This window comes from Azotobacter bryophylli (assembly GCF_042643485.1).
Taxonomy (GTDB): domain Bacteria; phylum Pseudomonadota; class Gammaproteobacteria; order Pseudomonadales; family Pseudomonadaceae; genus Azotobacter; species Azotobacter bryophylli.
The window spans coordinates 140,335-160,789 of the sequence record NZ_JBHRSJ010000012.1 but is presented as its reverse complement, the minus strand read 5'-3'; the positions used below and the strand labels follow the sequence as shown (position 1 = coordinate 160,789).

At 65.9% G+C, this 20,455-nt stretch carries 15 protein-coding genes; 10 read left to right on the top strand and 5 right to left on the bottom strand.

Going from position 1 to position 20,455, the window contains the following annotated elements:
• Positions 1-34: 34 nt before the first annotated feature.
• From ACFOJE_RS06950 to glnA, 3 genes are all read right to left on the bottom strand, one after another.
• Complete coding sequence (locus ACFOJE_RS06950; RefSeq protein ID WP_377813566.1) at positions 35-655, bottom strand: DUF4124 domain-containing protein; 621 nt, start codon at positions 653-655, stop codon at positions 35-37.
• 4 nt (positions 656-659) lie between these two features.
• Positions 660-1,178 (bottom strand): DUF4124 domain-containing protein, encoded by a 519-nt coding sequence (locus tag ACFOJE_RS06945; RefSeq protein WP_377813564.1) that lies wholly within the window; start codon positions 1,176-1,178, stop codon positions 660-662.
• Positions 1,179-1,369: 191 nt separating this feature from the next.
• Positions 1,370-2,773 (bottom strand): type I glutamate--ammonia ligase, encoded by a 1,404-nt coding sequence (gene glnA / locus ACFOJE_RS06940; RefSeq protein ID WP_377813563.1) that lies wholly within the window; start codon positions 2,771-2,773, stop codon positions 1,370-1,372.
• 323 nt (positions 2,774-3,096) lie between these two features.
• Here glnA and thiI point away from each other — a divergent pair, with 323 nt between their 5' ends.
• The 4 genes from thiI (at position 3,097) to ACFOJE_RS06920 (ending at position 11,989) form a co-directional block, all read left to right on the top strand.
• Entirely contained in the window at positions 3,097-4,551 is a 1,455-nt protein-coding gene (thiI, locus tag ACFOJE_RS06935) for a tRNA uracil 4-sulfurtransferase ThiI (RefSeq protein WP_377813562.1), read from the top strand.
• Positions 4,552-4,703: 152 nt separating this feature from the next.
• Positions 4,704-6,524, top strand: coding sequence for a translational GTPase TypA (typA, locus tag ACFOJE_RS06930; RefSeq protein ID WP_377813561.1), 1,821 nt, complete (start codon positions 4,704-4,706; stop codon positions 6,522-6,524).
• Between the two features lie 1,157 nt (positions 6,525-7,681).
• Positions 7,682-9,856 carry a bifunctional diguanylate cyclase/phosphodiesterase gene (locus tag ACFOJE_RS06925; protein WP_377813560.1) on the top strand — a complete coding sequence of 725 codons (2,175 nt, stop codon included), beginning with the start codon at positions 7,682-7,684 and terminating at the stop codon, positions 9,854-9,856.
• A 210-nt stretch (positions 9,857-10,066) separates the two neighbouring features.
• Positions 10,067-11,989 carry an autotransporter domain-containing protein gene (locus ACFOJE_RS06920; RefSeq protein WP_377813559.1) on the top strand — a complete coding sequence of 641 codons (1,923 nt, stop codon included), beginning with the start codon at positions 10,067-10,069 and terminating at the stop codon, positions 11,987-11,989.
• A gap of 43 nt (positions 11,990-12,032) precedes the next feature.
• Here the strand turns inward: ACFOJE_RS06920 and gloA are convergent, their stop codons facing one another.
• Entirely contained in the window at positions 12,033-12,563 is a 531-nt protein-coding gene (gene gloA / locus ACFOJE_RS06915; RefSeq protein ID WP_377813558.1) for a lactoylglutathione lyase, read from the bottom strand.
• Positions 12,564-12,637: 74 nt separating this feature from the next.
• Complete coding sequence (locus ACFOJE_RS06910; RefSeq protein WP_377813557.1) at positions 12,638-13,048, bottom strand: YkgJ family cysteine cluster protein; 411 nt, start codon at positions 13,046-13,048, stop codon at positions 12,638-12,640.
• Between the two features lie 147 nt (positions 13,049-13,195).
• On the opposite strand from ACFOJE_RS06910, the gene ACFOJE_RS06905 reads away from it, so the two are divergent.
• From ACFOJE_RS06905 to ACFOJE_RS06880, 6 genes are all read left to right on the top strand, one after another.
• Positions 13,196-15,643, top strand: coding sequence for a glycogen/starch/alpha-glucan phosphorylase (locus ACFOJE_RS06905; RefSeq protein ID WP_377813556.1), 2,448 nt, complete (start codon positions 13,196-13,198; stop codon positions 15,641-15,643).
• Positions 15,644-15,772: 129 nt separating this feature from the next.
• A complete protein-coding gene (locus ACFOJE_RS06900) occupies positions 15,773-16,783 on the top strand; it encodes a class 1 fructose-bisphosphatase (RefSeq protein WP_377813555.1) in 1,011 nt (336 codons plus the stop codon).
• Between the two features lie 6 nt (positions 16,784-16,789).
• On the top strand, positions 16,790-17,386 hold the full coding sequence (locus tag ACFOJE_RS06895; protein ID WP_377813554.1) for a DUF924 family protein: 597 nt from the start codon (positions 16,790-16,792) through the stop codon (positions 17,384-17,386).
• Between the two features lie 119 nt (positions 17,387-17,505).
• On the top strand, positions 17,506-19,533 hold the full coding sequence (locus tag ACFOJE_RS06890; RefSeq protein WP_377813553.1) for a methyl-accepting chemotaxis protein: 2,028 nt from the start codon (positions 17,506-17,508) through the stop codon (positions 19,531-19,533).
• A 93-nt stretch (positions 19,534-19,626) separates the two neighbouring features.
• A complete protein-coding gene (bamE, locus tag ACFOJE_RS06885) occupies positions 19,627-19,878 on the top strand; it encodes an outer membrane protein assembly factor BamE domain-containing protein (protein WP_377813551.1) in 252 nt (83 codons plus the stop codon).
• 26 nt (positions 19,879-19,904) lie between these two features.
• Positions 19,905-20,450, top strand: a complete 546-nt coding sequence (locus tag ACFOJE_RS06880; protein ID WP_377813550.1) for a lipocalin family protein — start codon at positions 19,905-19,907, stop codon at positions 20,448-20,450.
• The last annotated feature ends 5 nt before the right edge of the window (positions 20,451-20,455 follow it).

Sequence of the window (20,455 nt, the reverse complement as noted above, 5' to 3'; positions counted from 1 at the left end):
GGAATTGGCGTATGCGCCAATATGGTGCGCGGTATCAGATGAAGGGGACGTAGGGAATGTCGCTTTTCTCCGCCGGCTTGTCGCTAAGCGGACATTCCGGGCGGACGCCGTAATCGTTCTGTTGGCAGGGGCGGACCAGCCGCTTCTGCGCCAGTGACGGTCGTTTGACATGCACCTCCTGCTCGGGCGAGCGCTCCAGGGGGTGGCCGTTGGCGTCGAGGATCTCCACGGCCAGCCGATGGGTGCCCCGATCCAGGTTGGTCAGCGAGAACAACGGGGCGGAGCCGGCCTGGTCGGCTGGCTGGCCGTCGAGCAGCAGGCGGTAACGGTGCCCGGGCTGCAGGGCGGGCTCGCTCTCGGCCGTTACCGTCAGGTTGCCTTCCCCGTTGCGCAGGGTGAAGTCCGGTTCCGGGCTGGCGATTCGCAGCCAGCGATAGCCGGCCGTCGTCTCCTTGGGCGGCTGGACCTGCTTGGGGACCGGTGGCGGCGGGGCCTGCATGCCGTTGGTGGGATGCAGTTCGAGACTCTTCGCCTGGGGCTGGTTCTGTGGCGGCCGGTCGGTGAAGACCCGGTTGCCCTGCCCGTCGACGTAGCTGTAGATCTCCGCGGCGGCCGGAAGGGCGAGCAGGCAAAGGCTGAGCAGCAGGTGGCGCATGGGGCTAGCGGTGCGGGCTGCGCAGATGGGCGCGCTGCACGGTGAAGGTGATCGGGGCGCTCCGCTGGATGGACTGTCCCTTTTCCATCACCTCGACCGCCAGGCTGTGCTCACCGCGGTCCACGTTGTTCACTTGCAGCAGCGGTGCCTTGCTGGCATCGCCGTAGGGCTGGCCGTCCAGCAGCAGGCGCAGGCTATGTCCGGGGTGCAGGCGCGGCTCGATCAGGACCCCGACGCTGAAGGTGCCATTATTGGCGCGCACGGCTTCGTCCCCGGAAATTCCAGTCAGCTCCAGGCGCGAATAGCGCTCCCGCTCCGGCTCTTCCTGCTTGAGCGGTTGCGTCTGGGTGGGCGGTTGCGGCGCAACGGTATTGGTCGGCGACACTTCGACCTTCTGCACCGGCACGCCTTCCGGCGGCTGGTTGCTGAAGACCGGGTTGCCTTTGGCGTCGAGGTACTTGTAGATCTCCGCGCTGGCCGGCAGAGCCAGGGACAGCAGCAGGCTGAGAATCACGAGGCGCATGCTTGGGCTCCTGCGGTGGGGGTGTTCATAGCGTTGCACCGGCTGTCCTGCCTGGCAAGGGCGAGGCCGCCGGGCTGTGCGCTCGTGCATGGAAGCCGTTTCGCCATGGGGCGAGCGATATCCCTTCGGGTTTTCTCCGCCGGAAAAAAGAGAGGCCTCCCGAAGGAGGCCTCTCTGTATCGCCGGCTGGCTTAGACGCTGTAGTACAGGTCGTATTCCAGCGGGTGCACGAAGGTGCGCACCTTGATTTCCTCGGCGGCCTTCAGTTCGATGAAGGAATCCAGGAATTCATCGGTGAACACGCCACCTTTGACCAGGAACTCGCGGTCGGCATTCAGGGACTCCAGAGCTTCCTTCAGGCTGCCGCAGACTTGCGGGATCTGCTTGGCCTCTTCCGGCGGCAGGTCGTACAGGTTCTTGTCGGCGGCATCGCCGGGGTGAATCTTGTTCTGGATGCCGTCCAGACCGGCCATCAGCAGAGCGGCGAAGGCCAGGTACGGGTTGGCCGACGGGTCCGGGAAGCGCGCCTCGATGCGGCGGCCTTTCGGGCTGGCCACGTACGGGATGCGGATGGAAGCGGAACGGTTGCGGGCGGAGTAGGCCAGCATTACCGGAGCTTCGAAGCCCGGAACCAGACGCTTGTAGGAGTTGGTCGACGGGTTGGTCAGGGCGTTCAGCGCCTTGCCGTGCTTGATGATGCCGCCGATGAAGTACAGGGCGGTATCGGACAGGCCGGCATAGCCTTCGCCGGCGAAGGTGTTCTTGCCGTCTTTGGCGATGGACATGTGCACGTGCATGCCCGAGCCGTTGTCGCCGTACAGCGGCTTCGGCATGAAGGTCACGGTCTTGCCGTAGGCGTCGGCGACGTTCTTCACCACGTACTTCAGGGTCTGGACTTCGTCAGCCTTGGCGACCAGGGTGTTGAACTTCACGCCGATCTCGTTCTGGCCGGCGGTAGCCACTTCGTGGTGGTGCACTTCGACGACCTGGCCCATTTCTTCCAGGGCGTTGCACATGGCGGTGCGGATTTCGTGGTCGTAATCGGACGGCGGGGTCGGCAGGTAGCCGCCCTTGACCGCGATGCGGTGGCCCTTGTTGCCGCCTTCGAAGTCGGCGTCGCTGTTCCAGGCAGCCTGTTCGGAGAAGATCTTGAACATGGAGCCGGACATGTCCGACTTGAACTTGACCTGATCGAAGATGAAGAACTCGGGCTCCGGGCCGACGAACACGGTGTCGCCGATGCCGGTGGACTTCAGGTATTCCTCGGCGCGCTTGGCGATGGCGCGCGGGTCGCGCTCGTAGCCCTGCATGGTGGAGGGTTCGATCACGTCGCAGACCAGGATCAGGGTCGGCTCTTCGGTGAACGGGTCCAGTACGGCGGTGCTGTCGTCCGGCAGCAGGATCATGTCGGAGGCTTCGATGCCTTTCCAGCCGTCGATGGAGGAGCCGTCGAACATCTTGCCGACTTCGAAGAAATCGTCATCGGCATCGCGAGCCGGCATGGTGATATGGTGCTGACGGCCTTTCGGGTCGGTGAAACGCAGGTCAATCCACTTTACGTCGTGTTCTTTGATCAGTTGAAGCGACTTCGACATGTTGTCCTCCAGAGGGAGAGGGCCGACAGAGGGCTCTCGACAATAAGGGGTAAGGCTGGGCGGCGCATGATCCGCCATGGCAAACTGCTGCACAAGAGAGCAAACAGCATGCCAATGCACTGAGATGGGAAGGGGCCCGTCCTAGCCGGCTTGCCCGGCAGACGAGAGCTATTTTGGCTCATGTGCTTGCACCAAAATAGATCTTTGCTGTGTTTCTGTGTTCATTTTTGGTGCGCTTCGGGGCTGTGGATATTTTGGTCAAACCTTGAGCAGTTTCCGCTATAATTCGCGCCCTTCTTTTCGGCTGCCCTGCCTTCCCGCCCATGAAAGTCATCGTCAAACCCTTCGCCGAGATCACCATCAAGAGCCGCCCGGTGCGCAAGCAGTTCATTCGGCAACTGGCGAAGAACATCCGTACGGTGCTGCGGGACCTCGATCCCGAGCTGGACGTGCAGGGCGAATGGGACAATCTGGAGTTCCAGACCCGCCAGGAGGATCCGAAACTGCTGGCGGAAATGCTCGAGCGGCTGCGCTGCACTCCCGGGATCGCCCACTGCCTCGAGGTCCACGACTATCCGCTGGGCGATTTCGACGACATCGTCGAGAAGTGCAAGCTGCATTTCGGTGCGCTGCTGGCCGGCAAGGTGTTCGCCGTGCGCTGCAAGCGCTCGGGCAAGCATTCGTTCAGCTCGGTGGAAGCGGCGACCTACGTCGGCAGCCGGCTGCGCCGCGAATGCGGGGCGGCGGGCATCGATCTCAAGCATCCCGAGATCGAAGTTCGCTTCGAGGTGCGCTACGACCGCCTGCTGATCATCCATGCCCAGCACGACGGCATCGGCGGCTATCCGCTGGGCTCCATCGAGCAGACCCTGGTGCTGATGTCCGGCGGTTTCGACTCCACCGTGGCGGCCTACCAGATGATGCGCCGCGGCCTGCTGACCCACTTCTGCTTCTTCAATCTCGGCGGACGTGCCCACGAGCTGGGGGTGATGGAAGTCGCCCATTATCTATGGGAGAAATTCGGCCGCTCGCACCGGGTGCTGTTCATCAGCGTGCCTTTCGAGGAAGTGGTCGGCGAGATCCTCAGCAAGGTCGACAACAGCCAGATGGGCGTGGTTCTCAAGCGCATGATGCTGCGCGCCGCCAGCCGCCTGGCCGGGGAACTGCACATCGACGCCCTGGTGACCGGCGAGGCGATCTCCCAGGTTTCCAGCCAGACCCTGCCGAACCTGTCGGTGATCGACTCGGTGACCGATACCCTGGTGCTGCGTCCGCTGATCGCCAGTCACAAGCAGGACATCATCGACACCGCCGAACGCATCGGCACCGCCGCGTTCGCCAAGAACATGCCGGAGTACTGCGGGGTGATCTCGGTGAACCCGACCACCCGTGCCAAGCGCGCGCGCATCGAGTACGAGGAGGCGCAGTTCGACATGGCGATCCTCGAGCGCGCGCTGGAACGTGCCCGCAAGGTGACCATCGATCAGGTGATCGACGAGCTGGGCGAGGATCTGCAGGTCGAGGAAGTCCGCGAGGCGCTGCCGGGACAGATCGTCCTCGATATCCGCCATCCCGATGCGGCCGAAGAGGCGCCGCTGGAGTTGTCGGGCATCGAGGTGCAGACGCTGCCTTTCTACGCGATCAACAACCGGTTCAAGGAGCTCGATGCCAATCGCCAGTACCTGCTGTACTGCGATAAAGGTGTCATGAGCCGTCTGCATGCTCATCATCTCTTGAGCGAGGGGCATGCCAATGTGCGCGTTTATCGTCCGGCCTAAGCAGCCGGGACTGCTGGGGGGGAGCATCCGCCACCGCCCTCCCGATCGGCTCCGCCCTTGAGATGCCACCGCCGGTGCTTCTGACGAGCACAGGCCGATTTCCGGCTTCCAGCCCCTGGCTCGAAGCCTTCATATTTTTCAGAGATAGAACCGTGATCGAAAAACTACGCAATATCGCCATCATCGCCCACGTCGACCATGGCAAGACCACCCTGGTGGACAAGCTCCTGAAGCTCTCCGGCACCCTCGACCGCAAAGAGGCGGAGAACGAGCGCGTGATGGACTCCAACGACCAGGAAAAAGAGCGCGGCATCACCATCCTGGCCAAGAACACCGCCATCAAGTGGAACGGCTACAACATCAACATCGTCGACACCCCCGGCCACGCCGACTTCGGCGGCGAGGTGGAGCGCGTGATGAGCATGGTCGACTCCGTGCTGCTGGTGGTCGACGCCCAGGACGGCCCCATGCCGCAGACCCGCTTCGTGACCCAGAAGGCGTTCAAGGCCGGTCTGCGTCCGATCGTGGTGGTCAACAAGATCGACCGTCCGGGCGCGCGTCCCGACTGGGTCATCGACCAGATCTTCGACCTGTTCGACAACCTCGGCGCCACCGACGAGCAGCTGGACTTCCCGATCGTCTACGCCAGCGCCCTGAACGGCATCGCCGGCATGGACCACGAAGCCATGGACGACAACATGGACGCCCTGTTCCAGGCGATCATCGACCATGTGCCGGCCCCGGTGGTGGACACCGAAGGTCCGTTCCAGATGCAGATCTCCCAGCTGGACTACAACAGCTTCCTCGGCGTGATCGGCATCGGCCGCATCGCCCGCGGCACCATCAAGTCCAACACTCCGGTGACCGCCATCGGTGCCGACGGCAAGAAGCGCAATGGCCGCGTCCTCAAGATCATGGGCCACCACGGCCTGCAGCGCGTCGAGGTCGAGGAGGCCACTGCCGGCGACATCGTCTGTGTCAGCGGCATGGAGGAGCTGTACATCTCCGATACCCTGTGCGACCAGCAGAACGTCGAGGCCCTGCCGCCGCTGACCGTCGACCAGCCGACCGTGAGCATGACCTTCCAGGTCAACGACTCGCCGTTCGCCGGCAAGGAAGGCAAGTTCGTCACCAGCCGCAACATCAAGGACCGTCTGGAAAAGGAACTGCTGCACAACGTGGCGCTGCGCGTCGAGCCGGGCGAGAGCCCGGAGAAGTTCAAGGTTTCCGGCCGTGGCGAGCTGCACCTGTCGGTGTTGATCGAGACCATGCGTCGTGAAGGCTTCGAGCTGGCCGTGGGCCGTCCGGAAGTGGTGATCATCGAGAACGAGGCCGGCGAGAAGCAGGAGCCGTACGAGAACGTCACCATCGACATCGAGGAGCAGCACCAGGGACCGGTGATGGAGCAGATGGGCCTGCGCAAGGGCGATCTGACCAACATGATCCCCGACGGCAAGGGGCGTGTCCGCCTGGAGTACACCATTCCGGCGCGCGGCCTGATCGGCTTCCGTAACAACTTCCTGACCCTGACCTCGGGTACTGGCATCCTGACCTCGACCTTCAGCCACTATGGCCCGATCAAGGCCGGTGAAGTCACCAACCGTCAGAACGGCGTACTGGTGTCCATGGCCACCGGCACCGCGCTGACCTATTCGCTGGAAACCCTGCAGGCCCGCGGCAAGCTGTTCCTCGGCCCAGGCGACGAGATCTACGAAGGCCAGCTGGCCGGCATCAATAGCCGCGACAACGACCTGGTGATCAACCCGACCAAGGGCAAGAAGCTCGACAACATGCGCGCTTCCGGCAAGGACGAGGTCATTGCCCTGGTTCCGCCGATCCGCTTCACCCTGGAGCAGGCGCTGGAATTCATCGCCGACGACGAGTTGGTGGAAGTGACGCCGAAGTCGATCCGCCTGCGCAAGAAGGTGCTGAACGAGAACGACCGCAAGCGGTATGAGCGCAGCAAGGTCTGACCTGCACCAAGTGAGCTGAACCAGAAAAGCCCCGCCTGATTCTCGTCAGGCGGGGCTTTTGATTTTGGCGCGCTGGTGCCGGGCGTAACTGAGCATAAGTCCTGCTCTTGGTGCATCAGTTGAGTCGCACCTCTCTTGGAATCGGGACTCTACAGAAGCCATCCTTTATTGGCCTGATCGTTCTGGCCGAGATCGCTCCAAGCGGTTCGTAAATTGGTATTCGCTCCAGCGTCTGCCCGATGGGGGCTGGGCAAGATTGCGGTTGGCTTCACTTTTTCGCCGGAGTGCTATTTAACTATCATTCCTTTCGAGGACTTCGGCTGAATTTTTCAAAACGCTGCGGCGATAGTTTTATATGCGCCGAACAGTGAAACAGAAGTGTTGCGAATAAAATCGCTTCTACCAACAAGGGAATGTCAGGCCTCCTTTGAAAGGATCGAATCAATCTTCTCGTCGATACGTGGGGCTTGGCATTTCCCTTGATTCCTATCCCTGCCCAGTCGCTTTCCTAACAGATGACTCTATCGAATCGGGCAGCGTGACCGAGCTGAAAGGTTTTGAGATTGGGCTTCCACCGCGTTCTGTAGCCGCTCTTGTGTCAGCCAATATCGCTCATGAACTTTGTTCGTAGTTTTCTTGGACGCTGCCTCTTATTGTTTCTTTAATCAGGCCTTGATTGCTCTTTTGAATGGTTGCTGGGTTTATTGGCGATAACTTTATGGTCTTTATATTGCTCGCCAGGATAGCTGAGGCGGTCGGTGAATTTTTATTGATTAATAAGTCTATCTATTTGTTTGGTCCGATTATCTTGGGCGATTTTAAGACGATTTGACTCGGGGCATTAAAAGACATCACTTATCTATCGGAGGCCGAACTCAAGTCGAGCGGTAATTTGCCGATAGTCTCTTGGCGCGACAAATCGCCCCATGTGCGTTTTGCCGCGCCTGACGATGGTCCGTCAAGCCAGCCGGGGCTGCCAGGCCTGGGAGAGAGCGAGTCGGCATGGCGAAGAGATGGCCACCGCGCCCGCGCCTTGACCTGTGTCAGGCCGTCCTGAGGACAGCAAAGTTGTAATGGCTCTATGTCATTGCACTGTATGGATTCAATCGACAGGTTGCGGACAACGCAGCCTGCGCCAAGAAACTCTAAGGATTTGCATGTCTTCTACTCCGATCGCCCACACGTCGCCATCGCTGAGGCCGTCCATCGGTCGCTGGCTGCTTGCGGGGTGTTCCTTGCTGCTGCTGGTGGTCTGGCTGGCGCCGCAGAGCGTCCACGCGCAGGTCTGGTTCCCCAGCTCCCTGCATCTGGTCTCCGAGATGCTGGTCACCGCCATTGCCGCCCTGGTCTTCGCCGTCACCTGGCACGGTTACCAGCGCGAACAGCCGCTCTGCCTGACCGTGCTGGGCTGCATGTTTCTGGCGGTCGGCCTGCTGGGCGTACTGCATGCGCTTTCCTACAAGGGGATGCCCGACATCCTGACCCCGGCATCGCCGGAGAAAGCGATCAATTTCTGGCTGGTGACACGGCTGCTGCTGACCGGCGGGTTGCTGGGCCTGGCCTATTATCCCGGCCGCCAGGTCTGCGGCAGGACGCAGCGGGCTCTGATTCTCGGCGCGACCCTGACCTTCGTCGCGGTGATCGCTTACCTGGGGCTGGCGTTTCCGGAGCGCTGGCCGCGCACCTTCCTCGATAATGGAGAGCTCACCCCGTTCAAGATGGGAGTCGAGTGGGTGTTCACCGGTCTGCTGTTGCTGGCTGCCCTGGGCTTCTGGCGCGCCCGCCGGGAGGACCGGCCCTACGACGCGCAAGGCCTGATGGCCGTCTGCCTGTTATCGGCGCTGGCCGATGTCTGCTTCGCTCGCTATACCCAGGTCAACGGCCTTTACAACCTGATCGGGCACTTCTTCAACCTGCTCGCCTACGGCTTCGTCTACCAGATGGTGGTCGTCAGTTGCGTGCGTGCGCCCTACGAGCGGCTCGAGGTGGAGATGGCCGAGCGGCTCGCCGCCGAGCAGCGTGCCGAGAAACTGGCCTTCTACGACGGTCTGACCGGACTGCCCAATCTGGCCTTGCTGCGCGATCGTGCCGCCCAGGCCCTGGTCAATGCGCGGCGCGAGAGCAACCGCGTGGCCTTGCTGCTGCTCGATCTGGATCAGTTCAAGCTGGTCAACGACGCCCTGGGGCATTCCCATGGCGATCAATTGCTGGGCGCGGTATCCCAGCTGTTGCAGAAGGTGGTGCCCAGCAGTGCGACGGTCTGCCGGGCCGGTGGCGACGAGTTCGTCATCCTGCTGCCGAGCCTGGGGGATGGCGAGTTCGCCGCCGGGGTGATCGAGCGGATCTTCGACCAGTTGGCGATGCCGCTGGCCATCGGCGGGCAGCCGATCCTTTCCTCCGCCTCCATCGGCGTGGCCATCGCCCCTACCGACGGCGAAGACGTGGAAACCCTGCTGCGCAATGCCGAAGCGGCCATGTACAAGGCCAAGGATGCCGGGCGCAAGGCCTGCCGCTACTACGACCCGGCGATGAACGTGGCGACCAGCGAGCGCCTGCAGCTGAGCAACGGGCTGCGCAATGCCCTGTCCCGGGGCGAACTGGAGCTGCACTATCAGGTGCAGCTGAGCCTCGACAGCGACGAGGTGATCGGCGCCGAGGCGCTGTTGCGCTGGAACCATCCGCAATGGGGCACGGTGTCCCCGGCCCGCTTCATTCCGGTGGCCGAGGAGAGCGGGCTGATCGTCTCCATCGGCGCCTGGATCCTGCGCGAGGCCTGTCGCCAGGCGGCCGAATGGCGGGCTCGGGGCGTCGTCATCCCGGTGGTCGCGGTGAACATCTCCGCGCTGCAGCTCCAGGATCCGGCGCTGGTATCCACCGTGGCCGAGGCCCTGGCCGCCGCCGGCCTGCCGCCCGAAGCCCTGGAGCTGGAGCTGACCGAGTCCGGCCTGATCCAGGACAACGCGCAGGTGCAGGCGACCGTCGAAGGGCTCAAGGAACTGGGGGTCAGCCTGGCCATCGACGACTTCGGCACCGGCTATTCCTGCCTGGCCTACTTGAGCCGTCTGCATGTCGACCTGCTGAAGATCGACCAGTCCTTCGTCCGCGACCTCAAGCGGACTGCGGATGGCAGCGCCATCGTCGCCGCGATCATCCAGATCGCCCGCTCCCTGGGGCTCAGGACCCTGGCCGAGGGGGTCGAGGACCGGGAAACGGCAGAAGCACTGCGCCAGCTCGGCTGCAATCATGCCCAGGGTTATCTGTTCGGCCGGCCGATGCCCGCCCGCAGCCTGACGGCGCAGATGGCGGAGCGGCGCGTGTCCGGGGCGGCCTAGCCGCGGGCCGCTTCCCGGCCGCCGGCGAACGCTTCACCGTTCTGCCGAGCGGCCGATCCGGCTTGGGCTTCGTGTCCTGCCGATGTTCCTCCGCATTCTCCCTCTGGCGCCCATGACAGGCGCCTGCCATCCGCCCAGGCGAGCGCCCGGCTGAGCGTGCTCTATGCTGGTTTCCAGGCAGTCCCCACCGGCAACCCGCAGGAGCCCTCCATGGCAGGCTTCGTCCGACCGCTGGCGGCGGTTTTGCTGCTGGCCGTTCCCGGGCTGGCGACGGCCAGCGCCTATTCGCAACTGGTGGTGTTCGGCGACTCGCTGAACGACAGCGGCCAGTTTCCCGATCCCGGCGGGCCGCTCCTGGGCGTTCTGCCGACCGGCGGCTACCGCTTCACCAACCGTACCGGTCCCCACTACCGGGCCGACAACAGCGAGTACTTCGCCGAGGTGGCGAGCCAGCGTCTGGCGCGCCGGCTCGGGCTCCAGGCCTTGCCCTCGACGCCGCTGCTGCCGCAGGTCCTGACCGGTAATCCGGACGGCACCAACTATGCGGTCGGCGGTTACCTGACCGACGAGGTGCGCGCCTCGATCACGGACGAAAACGGCTCCCGGGTGGATGCCGGTGGCATCCTCTCGCGCAGTCGCGACGGCTACCTGGTGGACCGGCCGCGGGTGGACCCGAATGCGCTGTTCTACGTCAACGGCGGCGGCAACGACATCGTCCAGGGCCAGGTGGTCGATACCGCCAGCGCGGGGCGCACGGCGGCCGAGCTGGTCGCCGGGGTGGCGGCGCTGCAACGGGCCGGAGCGCGCTACATCATCGTCGCCGATCTGCCGGACGTCGGCGCCACGCCCTTCGCTCTCGCCCAGGGACGGCGCGCCGACTGGAGCCAGGCCTCGGCCCTGTTCAACGCGGCCCTGGACAGCCAGCTGGCGGCCCTCGGCGGCAACCTCATCCGTCTGAACCTGAACGGCATGTTCGCCGAGGTGCGCGCCAATCCGGCCGCCTTCGGCTTCGATCCCGGGGTGGCTCTGAGCGACGTGTGCTTCGACGGCGCGGACGACGAATGCCGCGAGGACCCTACCTGGGGCCTGAGCGGCGCCACGCCCGATCCGCAGCGCCTGCTGTTCAACGACGGCCTGCATCCCACCTCGGCCCTGCAGCAGATCAGCGCCGATTACACCTACGCCCTGCTTGCGGCGCCCGGCGAGATCTCCCTGCTGCCGGAGATGGGCCGCGCCGCGCTGCGCGCCCACCTGCGCCTGCTGGACCGCGAGCTGCAGGCCGGGCTCGGCCGCTGGCAGGCGCCGGGGAACTGGCGGATCTCGGTGCAGGGCGGCTACCGCTGGCCGGAGTACGACGGGCACGACGGTTCCGCCGCCGGCGACGGGCGCGGCCAGAACCTGGCGATCACCACCAGCCGCCGGCTGACCCGCGACTGGCTCGCCGGCGTGAGCCTGGGGCTGGCCGACGACCGCCTGGAGCTGGACGAGCAGGGCTCGGACTACGAGATGCAGGCCGCGCTGCTCACCGCCTTCACCCGTTATCAGCTCCCCTTGCTGTTCCTCGACCTGCGCGCCTCCCTCGGCTACCTGGACTACCACGACCTCGAACGCAGCTTCGCCCTGGGCAGCGCCCGGCGCACCGAGCAGGGCGACAGCGAGGGCTGGCTCTGGGGCGGCGGCGGGCGTCTGGGGATGAACCTGTTCGGCAGCGAGCCGCTGCGCGCCGGCCCCTTCCTCGGCGCCGACTACCAGCGGGTGGAGGTCGAGGCCTGGCGCGAGCGCGACAGCAGCGCCACGGCCCTGGCCTACGACCGGCAGATCCGGGAGTCGCTGCTGCTGTCCGCCGGACTCTACTTCGATCTCGACCTCGGCCGGAGCACGCGGGTGTTCGGCGAGGTCGCCCGCGAGCGCGAGCGCAAGGACGAGGCGCAGGAGGTGCGCATGGCCCTGATCAGCCGGCCGGACAACCGCTTCGTGCTGCCGGGCTATGCGCCGCCGGGCGGCCAGACCCGCCTGTCCCTCGGCCTCAGCCAGGCGTTCGGCGGGGGGCTGTCGCTGAGCGCCAGCTATTACTACCTGGGCAACGAGGATTCGGTCCAGGGCGTCAACCTGGGGCTGGCCTGGACTCTCTGATTTCGCCTGGCCGGCGTTAGCGTGAGCCGGCGCTGGGCGCCGCTCAGCCGCGGCCCAGTTCGCCGAGCAGGTCGGCCTGGACGATCTCGATCCAGTAGCCGTCCGGATCGCTGACGAAGGCCACGTTCTTCATGCCCTTGTCCAGCCGCTTGACGAAGGGTACGCCGAGGGCCTCGAAGCGCGCGCAGGCGGCGAGCAGATCCGGCACGCTGAAGCAGAGGTGGCCGAAGCCGCGCGGGTCGGAGTTGCCGTTGTGGTAGCGGCTGTCGTCGTTCTCGCTGCCCCAGTTGTGGGTGAGCTCCAGCACCGACTGGCGACCGAAGGCGTAGCGTTGCCGCTCGCCGACGTCCTCGGGCACCTGCTCGCCCTTGGTCATGGCGAGGAAATAGAGGGAGAAGCGGCCTTCCTCGAAATCCAGGCGGCGCAGCAGGCGCATGCCCAGCACGCGGGTGTAGAAGTCCAGCGCGCGCTGCGGGTCCTTCACCCGCAGCATGCAGTGGTTGAACACGTAGTCCTGGGTCGCGGCGTCCGGTTCGAGGCAGACGCCGGGCTGGAACTCGCTGGTGAAGCTCATGGCGGCTCTCCGCTGGCAACTAAGGGGGCGCCATTGTAGGGACGGCGCCGGGCCGGGCGGGTAGCAGCGGACTACTACCGGGCGGCAGGCGGCTTCGGCTGCCAGGCGCAGTAGCCCGGGCGCGGGCCGATCTGCGGGTGGTTGCGGCAGGTGTCCGGACGCTGCTGGTAGATCGTGCACAGGCGCGTGCGCTGGTCCAGGTAGATGCAGTCGCCGTTGGTCCGGCGGGCGAGGGTGAAGACTTCGTGCTTGTGGTTGAAGTGTTCGACGACGCCCTCCTTCAGCAGGCGCCGGGCGATCTGCTTGGCCGGCTCCTCCCGCTCGAATTCGTCGGCCAGGCCCATGCGGATCAGGTCGCCGATGCGTACCTCCGCCGGCAAGCTGCAGCAGGTGCCGCGGCAGTCGCGGCACAGACTCGGCTTGTACTTGACCCAGGTTTCCAGGCGTTCGGGATCGGCAGCGGCGATCAGCAGGGGCTTCTTCATCGGGCGGCAGTCGTTGCGGGAAAGGGGCGCGATGATAGCGGCAAATCGCCCGGCCGGCAGCGCCGTCCGGCCGCTTCCGTGCTGGCAGCTTCGTCCGGGCTGTGCATGCTTGTTGGGTGGCCGTCGCCCATTCACGAGGTTGTCGTCATGTCCGAGGAAGCGCTCGTTCCCGAAGAAGTCGCCGCGTTCCGCGATCTGATCATCAGCAAGCTGAAGTATTCGGTCGGCACCGAGCCCGATCACGCCGTCGAACACGACTGGTTCGAGGCGGTCGCCATGGCCACCCGCGACCATCTGGTGAAGACCTGGCTGGACCATCCCGAGCGGGCCCGCCGCCACGAATCCAAGCGCATCTACTACCTGTCGCTGGAATACCTCATCGGCCGCCTCCTGTTCGCCAGCCTGAGCAATCTCGGCATGCTCGATCTCGCCCGCGCCGCCCTGGCCGAGCTGGACGTGGACCTGGAGCGCATCCGTACCCTCGAGCCCGATGCCGCCCTCGGCAACGGCGGCCTTGGCCGGCTGGCCGCCTGTTTCATGGAGAGCATGTCGAGTCTCGGTCTGGTCGCCATCGGCTACGGCATCCGCTACGACTACGGCCTGTTCCGCCAGACCGTCGTCGACGGCTGGCAGCAGGAGCAGACCGAGACCTGGCTGGAGTTCGGCAATCCCTGGGAGTTCGAGCGGCCGGAGGTCAGCTACCAGATCAGCTTCGGCGGCAGCGTGAGCTGCGCGACCGGCGAGCAGGGGGCGCAATGCCACGTCTGGCATCCGGCCGAGACCATGCGCTCGATCGCCTACGATACGCCGGTCGTCGGTTGGCGCCGGGCCAGCGTGAACGCCCTGCGCCTGTGGCGCGGGCGGGCCGAGACCGACCTGCACCTGGACCGTTTCAATGCCGGAGACTATCTGGGGGCGGTGGCCGAGGAGGTGCGCGCGGAGAGCATTTCCCGGGTGCTCTATCCGGCCGCCGACACCCCGGCGGGCCAGGAGCTGCGCCTGCGCCAGGAGTACTTCTTCGTCTCCGCCTCGCTGCAGGACCTGCTGCGCCGCCATCTGCAGCAGTACGGCACGCTGCTCGACCTGCCCGGGCACGTGGCGATCCAGCTCAACGACACCCATCCGGCGATCGCCGTGGCCGAGCTGATGCGGCTGCTGGTCGACATCTACGGGGTGCCCTGGGACAAGTCCTGGGCGCTGACCGTGGCGACCCTCGCCTACACCAACCACACGCTCCTGCCCGAGGCCCTGGAGACCTGGCCGGTGGCCTTGATGGAGCGCCTGCTGCCGCGGCACATGCAGATCATCTACCTGATCAACGCGCAGCACATCGACCACCTGCGTGCCCAGGGCATGCACGATTTCGATCTGCTGCGGGCGGTCTCGCTGATCGAGGAGGACAACGGCCGGCGGGTGCGCATGGGCAACCTGGCCTTCCTCGGTTCGCACAGCGTCAACGGCGTGTCGGCGCTGCACACCGAGCTGATGCGCAAGACCGTCTTCGCCCAGATGCACCGGCTCTACCCGGAGCGGATCAGCAACAAGACCAACGGCATCACCTTCCGCCGCTGGCTCTACCAGTGCAACCGCGGGCTCACCGGGCTCCTGGTCGAGACCCTCGGCGAGGGCCTGCTGGACGATCCGGAGAACCGCCTGCGCGATCTGGAGCCGTTCGCCGACCAGCTGCTGTTCCAGAAGCGCTTCGCCGAGGTGCGCCAGCGCAACAAGCAGGCCCTCGCCGCCCAGGTGCAGGAGAGCCTGGGCGTGGCCATCGCCCCCGACGCGCTGTTCGACGTGCAGGTCAAGCGCATCCACGAGTACAAGCGGCAGCTGCTCAACCTGCTGCACTGCGTGGCGCTGTACCAGGCGATCCGCGACGAGCCGGAGGTGGACTGGGTGCCGCGGGTGAAGATCCTCGGCGGCAAGGCGGCCTCCAACTACCAGCAGGCCAAGCTGATCATCAAGCTGGCCAACGACATCGCCCGCACGGTGAACGCCGACCCGACAGTGCGCGGCCTGCTCAAGGTGGTGTTCCTGCCCAACTACAACGTCAGCCTGGCGGAGGCGATCATCCCGGCGGCGGACATTTCCGAGCAGATCTCCACCGCCGGGCTGGAGGCGTCCGGCACCAGCAACATGAAGTTCGCCCTGAACGGCGCCCTGACCATCGGCACCCTGGACGGCGCCAACGTGGAGATGAGCGAGCGGATCGGCCGGGAGCACATGTTCATCTTCGGCCTCACCGCGTCGCAGGTGGAGGCGCGCAAGCGCAACGGCGACTACGGCGGGGCGGGCGCCATCGCCGCCTCGTCGCGGCTGTCCGAGGTGCTCACGGCGATCCGCAGCGGAATCTTCTCGCCGGACGACCCCGGGCGTTACGGCGGTCTCGTGGACGGCCTGATCCACCACGACCACTTCATGGTCTGCGCCGATTTCGAGGCCTACTGGCAGGCCCAGTTCGAGGTCGAGGCGCGCTGGCGCGAGCCGGAGCAGTGGTGGCGTTCGGCAGTGCTGAACAGCGCGCGGATGGGCTGGTTCTCCGCCGACCGCACCATCCGCGAGTACGCCCGGGAGATCTGGGGGGCGCTGCCGTGATCCGGGGCGGCCGACGGATCGCCAGCGAAGCGCTGAACTCCGCCGGGGCACGCCCGTCTTAAGGAGCATTGCCGGCGCAGTCGCGCTAAACTGCGCGGGTTTTTTCCATCCTTCCGGAGCCTTCTGCACATGTCCCGCGTAACCCTGAGTCGCTACCTGATCGAGCAGACCCGCAGTCACAACACCCCGGCCGACCTGCGCTTCCTCATCGAGGTGGTGGCGCGTGCCTGCAAGGAAATCAGCCATGCGGTTTCCAAGGGCGCGCTCGGCGGCGTGCTCGGCAGCATGGGCACCGAGAACGTGCAGGGCGAGGTGCAGAAGAAGCTCGACGTGATGTCCAACGACATCCTGCTGGAAGCCAACGAGTGGGGCGGACACCTGGCGGCCATGGCCTCCGAGGAGATGGAGCAGGCCTACCAGATTCCCGGCCAGTATCCGAAGGGCGCCTACCTGCTGGTGTTCGACCCGCTGGACGGCTCCTCCAACATCGACGTCAACGTCTCGGTCGGCACCATCTTCTCCGTGCTGCGCTGCCCGAACGGCTGCGACAGCAGCTGCGACCTGGGCGAGGAAGCCTTCCTCCAGCCGGGTACCCAGCAGGTGGCCGCCGGCTACGCCATCTACGGCCCGCAGACCATGCTGATGCTGACCCTCGGCAACGGCGTCAAGGGCTTCACCCTCGACCGCGAGCTGGGCAGCTTCGTGCTGACTCACGACAACATCCGCGTGCCGGAGAGCACCGCCGAGTTCGCCATCAACATGTCCAACCAGCGCCACTGGGAAGCCCCGGTCAAGCGCTACGTGGACGAACTGCTGGCCGGCAAGGAAGGCCCGCTGGGCAAGAACTACAACATGCGCTGGATCGCCTCGATGGTGGCCGACGTGCACCGCATCCTCACCCGCGGCGGCATCTTCATGTACCCGCGCGACGCCCGCGAGCCCGGCAAGCCCGGCAAGCTGCGCCTGATGTACGAGGCCAATCCGATGTCGATGATCATCGAGCAGGCCGGCGGCGCCTCCACCAACGGCCTGCAGCGCATCCTGGACATCCAGCCCGAGTCCCTGCACCAGCGCGTGGCGGTGTTCCTCGGCTCCAAGGAGGAGGTCGAGCGCGTCACCGGCTACCACCAGCAGGCCTGACCACCAATGCCCTGGCGGCCGCTGTTCGACTGGTGGTTCGGCCCGGGACGGACCGCCGCCGAAGTCGCGCAGCAGCGGCACCGCCTGTGGTTCGGCTACCGGGAGAGCCAGGACCGCGAGGCCGCCGAGCGTTTCGGCGGAGAGGTCGAGCAGGCCCTCGCCGGCGGCCTGGACCCGTGGGGCGAGCATCCCGAAGGCTGGTTGGCGCTGACCCTGCTGCTCGACCAGCTGCCGCGGATGATCCACCGCGGCACGCCGCTGGCCTTCGCCGGCGACCCCCGCGCCCTCGCGCTCGCCCGCGAGGGCCTGGTCCGGGGCTGGGAGCGGGATCTCAGGCCGATCCGGCAGGTGTTCGCCTACCTGCCCCTGGAACATGCCGAGGACCTGGCCAGTCAGGAACTGGCGGTCGAGCGCTTCGACCGGTTGTACCGGCAGGCACCGGCGGGCGAGCGAGAGCTGTTCGCCGGTTTTCTCGACTACGCCGAACGCCACCGCCGGGTCATCGCCCGCTTCGGCCGCTTCCCGCACCGCAACGCCATTCTCGGACGCGAGTCTACTGCCCAGGAGACGGCCTTTCTCGCCGAGCCCGGCTCGTCCTTTTGAGGCCGTCTTGGCCGTGCGAGCGGCACTGGCATATCGTTTCGCTGAAGTTAATCAAAATCAATTTTCCGTCTCATGACCCGCAATAGAGTCGCCCGATATCCCTTGTGCGGTCTTCCTTCATGCGTATCCAGCGGCTCGTCAGCCATCTGAAACTGTCCCACAAATTCCTGCTCATCGGCTTACTGGCCAGCGTCATGCTGGCGATCCCGACCTTTCTGATCGTCAAGCGTGTCATGGTAGACCTCCAGCACAGCCGCTCCGCTGCGGCCGGCATCGTTCCCGCCGGCGAGCTGCTCATGCTCATCCAGCTCATCCAGCAGCATCGCGGCCTGACCGCCAGCCGCTCCAGCGGCGACCCGGCCACGGAGGGCGCGTGGCGCGACAAGCAGGCGGCGGTCGAGCAGGCCCAGGCACGGGGGCGCCGCGCGCTGGCCGCGTTCGGACAGCCGGCCCTGCAAAGCCGCTTCGATGCGCTGTATGGGGAGTGGACGACGCTGGCCGGCGGGATCGACCGCGGGACCATCGACGGCCAGCAGGGCTTTTTCCTGCATACGGAATTGATAGAAGCCCAGATGGGGCTTCTGGAGGACATCACCCATCTCTCCGGGCTCAGCCTGTACACCGAGCCGGCCAGCTACTTCCTGCAGGCGGCCGTGCTGAGCGAGCTGCCGAAGCTGACCGAAGCCCTCGGCCAGTTGCGCGGCCAGGGCGCGCTGGCGCTTTCCCGGGGCGAGATGAGCGGCGAGCAGCGCGGGCGGATCGATGCGCTGCGCAAGCGGGTGCATCTGCATCTGCGGGCCGAGCGCCAGTCTCTAGACCGGGCCATCGCGCTCTCGCCGGCGTTGCAGCAGCAGATCGCCACCTCTGCCGCGGCGGCGACCGGCGCTGCCGAGGAGGGAATGCGGCTGGTGGACACGACCATCCTGAGCGCGGCGCGCCTGGATTACCCCTCTGCCGAGTATTTCGCGGCGATGACCGCGGCGATCGATGCCCAATTCGCGCTGATTCACCAGTCCTTCCAGGTGCTCGAGCGGGAGTTGCACGAGCAGGAAGCCGGCACGCGTCGGCAGTTGCTGATGATCGGCCTTTCGATCGGTCTGCTGGCGGCTCTCTCGTGGTGGATCATGATCCTCATCACCCGGCTGACCAACGCCTCCATGCTGCAGGCGGTACGGGTGGCGCAGGGGGTCGCCGCCGGCGATCTGGGGATGCGCGTCGAACGCTCCGGCTCGGATGAGGCCAGCCAGCTGCTGGGCGCGCTCCAGACCATGAGCGAAAGGCTCAGCGAGGTGGTGGCGCGGGTGCGCGACAACGCCGACAGCGTGGCCATCGCCTGCGAGCAGATCGCCCGTGGCAGCGAAGATCTCTCCCAGCGCACCGTGGAGCAGGCCAGCGCCCTGGAGGAGACCGCCGCCACCATGACCCAGCTGGGCGCCACCGTGCGCCAGAATGCCGAGCATGCGCAGCAATCCGACCTGGTGGCGGGCAAGGCCTCCGCGGTGGCGGAGCGAGGCCGTGCCGTGGTCGGCCAGATGGTGGCGACCATGGAGCGGATAAGCGAGAGCGCCCGGCAGATCGTCAACATCATCGGTCTGATCGATGGCATCGCCTTCCAGACCAATATCCTGGCGCTGAATGCCTCGGTCGAGGCGGCGCGCGCCGGCGAGCAGGGGCGCGGCTTCTCCGTGGTCGCCGGGGAAGTGCGCAGTCTCGCCCAGCGCTGCGCCGAGGCGGCGCGGGACATAAAAACGCTGATCGAGGTCTGCGTGGCGAGCATCAAGCAGGGCTGCGCCCTGGCCGACGAGGCCGGGAGCACCATGCGGGAGATCGTCGCGGCCAGCCGCCAGGTCGGCGACCTCGTGGCGGAGATCAGCGCCGCCAGCAAGGAGCAGAGCCAGGCGGTCGGCCAGGTCGGCGAGGCCGTTCAACTGATGGACCAGGCCACCCAGCAGAACGCCGTGCTGGTCGAGCAGAGCGCCGTGGCGGCCGAAAGCCTGCGGGATCAGGCGCGGCAGCTGGTTCAGGCCGTCGCCGTGTTCAGGCTGGGGAGCGATGGGGTCGGTGCCGATGGGACGGTGCTCCCCGCCTCGTGCAGGGCAGCGGCGGAAGTCGCCTCCCGGCGGCTCCTGACGGCGCACGCGGGATAGCGGCGGGGCGCCGGCGACAACGTCAAGCAGTTCCACGACAAGCCGGTTTCGATATGCGAAGCTTGTGGCTTCTCTCGTCCGAGGAGCCTTTCGATGTCGCGTTGTCTAGCCCTGCTGTCCCTGTGCGTCCTGTTGGCCGCCTGTACCAATATCAACCAGGAGAACTATTCCAAGCTCAAGGCCGGGATGACCAAGGCCGAAGTCGAGCAACTGCTCGGCAAGCCGGGCGAATGCTCCGGCGCCCTGGGCTTCTCCAGCTGCACCTGGGGCGACGAGAAGGCCTTCATCAGCGTGCAGTACGCCGGCGACAAGGTGCTGATGTTCTCCGGCCAGGGTCTCAAGTAAGCGCGGGAATCGAGGAGCCAAGAAGGATGCGTCGAATCGGCATGTTGATGATGGGCCTGCTGCTCGGCGGCTGCGCGAACTGGGGTACGCAGCCGCCGCAGAGCGCCGGGCGGCTGGATCTGGAGCGCTACGAGGGCACCTGGTACGAGCTGGCGCGTCTGCCGATGTATTTCCAGCGCCGCTGCCTGGAGTCCGAGGCGCACTATCGCCTGCAGGAGTCCGGCGAACTGGCCGTGCTCAACCGCTGCCGCACCGCCGAGGGCGAGTGGATCGAAGCCCGCGGCAAGGCCTGGCCGCAGGAGAAGGGCCGCAACGATCGGCTCTGGGTGCGTTTCGACAATACCTTCAGCCGCCTCTTCCCCTTCCTGACCAAGGGCGACTACTGGGTGCTCTACGTCGACCCGACCTACCGCCTGGCCCTGGTCGGCAGCCCCGACCGCGACTATCTCTGGTTGCTCGCCCGCGATCCACAGGTTTCCCCCGAGCAGCGCGAGCGTCTGCTCGCGGTGGCGCGCCAGCGGGGCTACGATCTCGCGCCGCTGATCTGGCGGCAGCCGGCGAAGACCGAATGACCCGC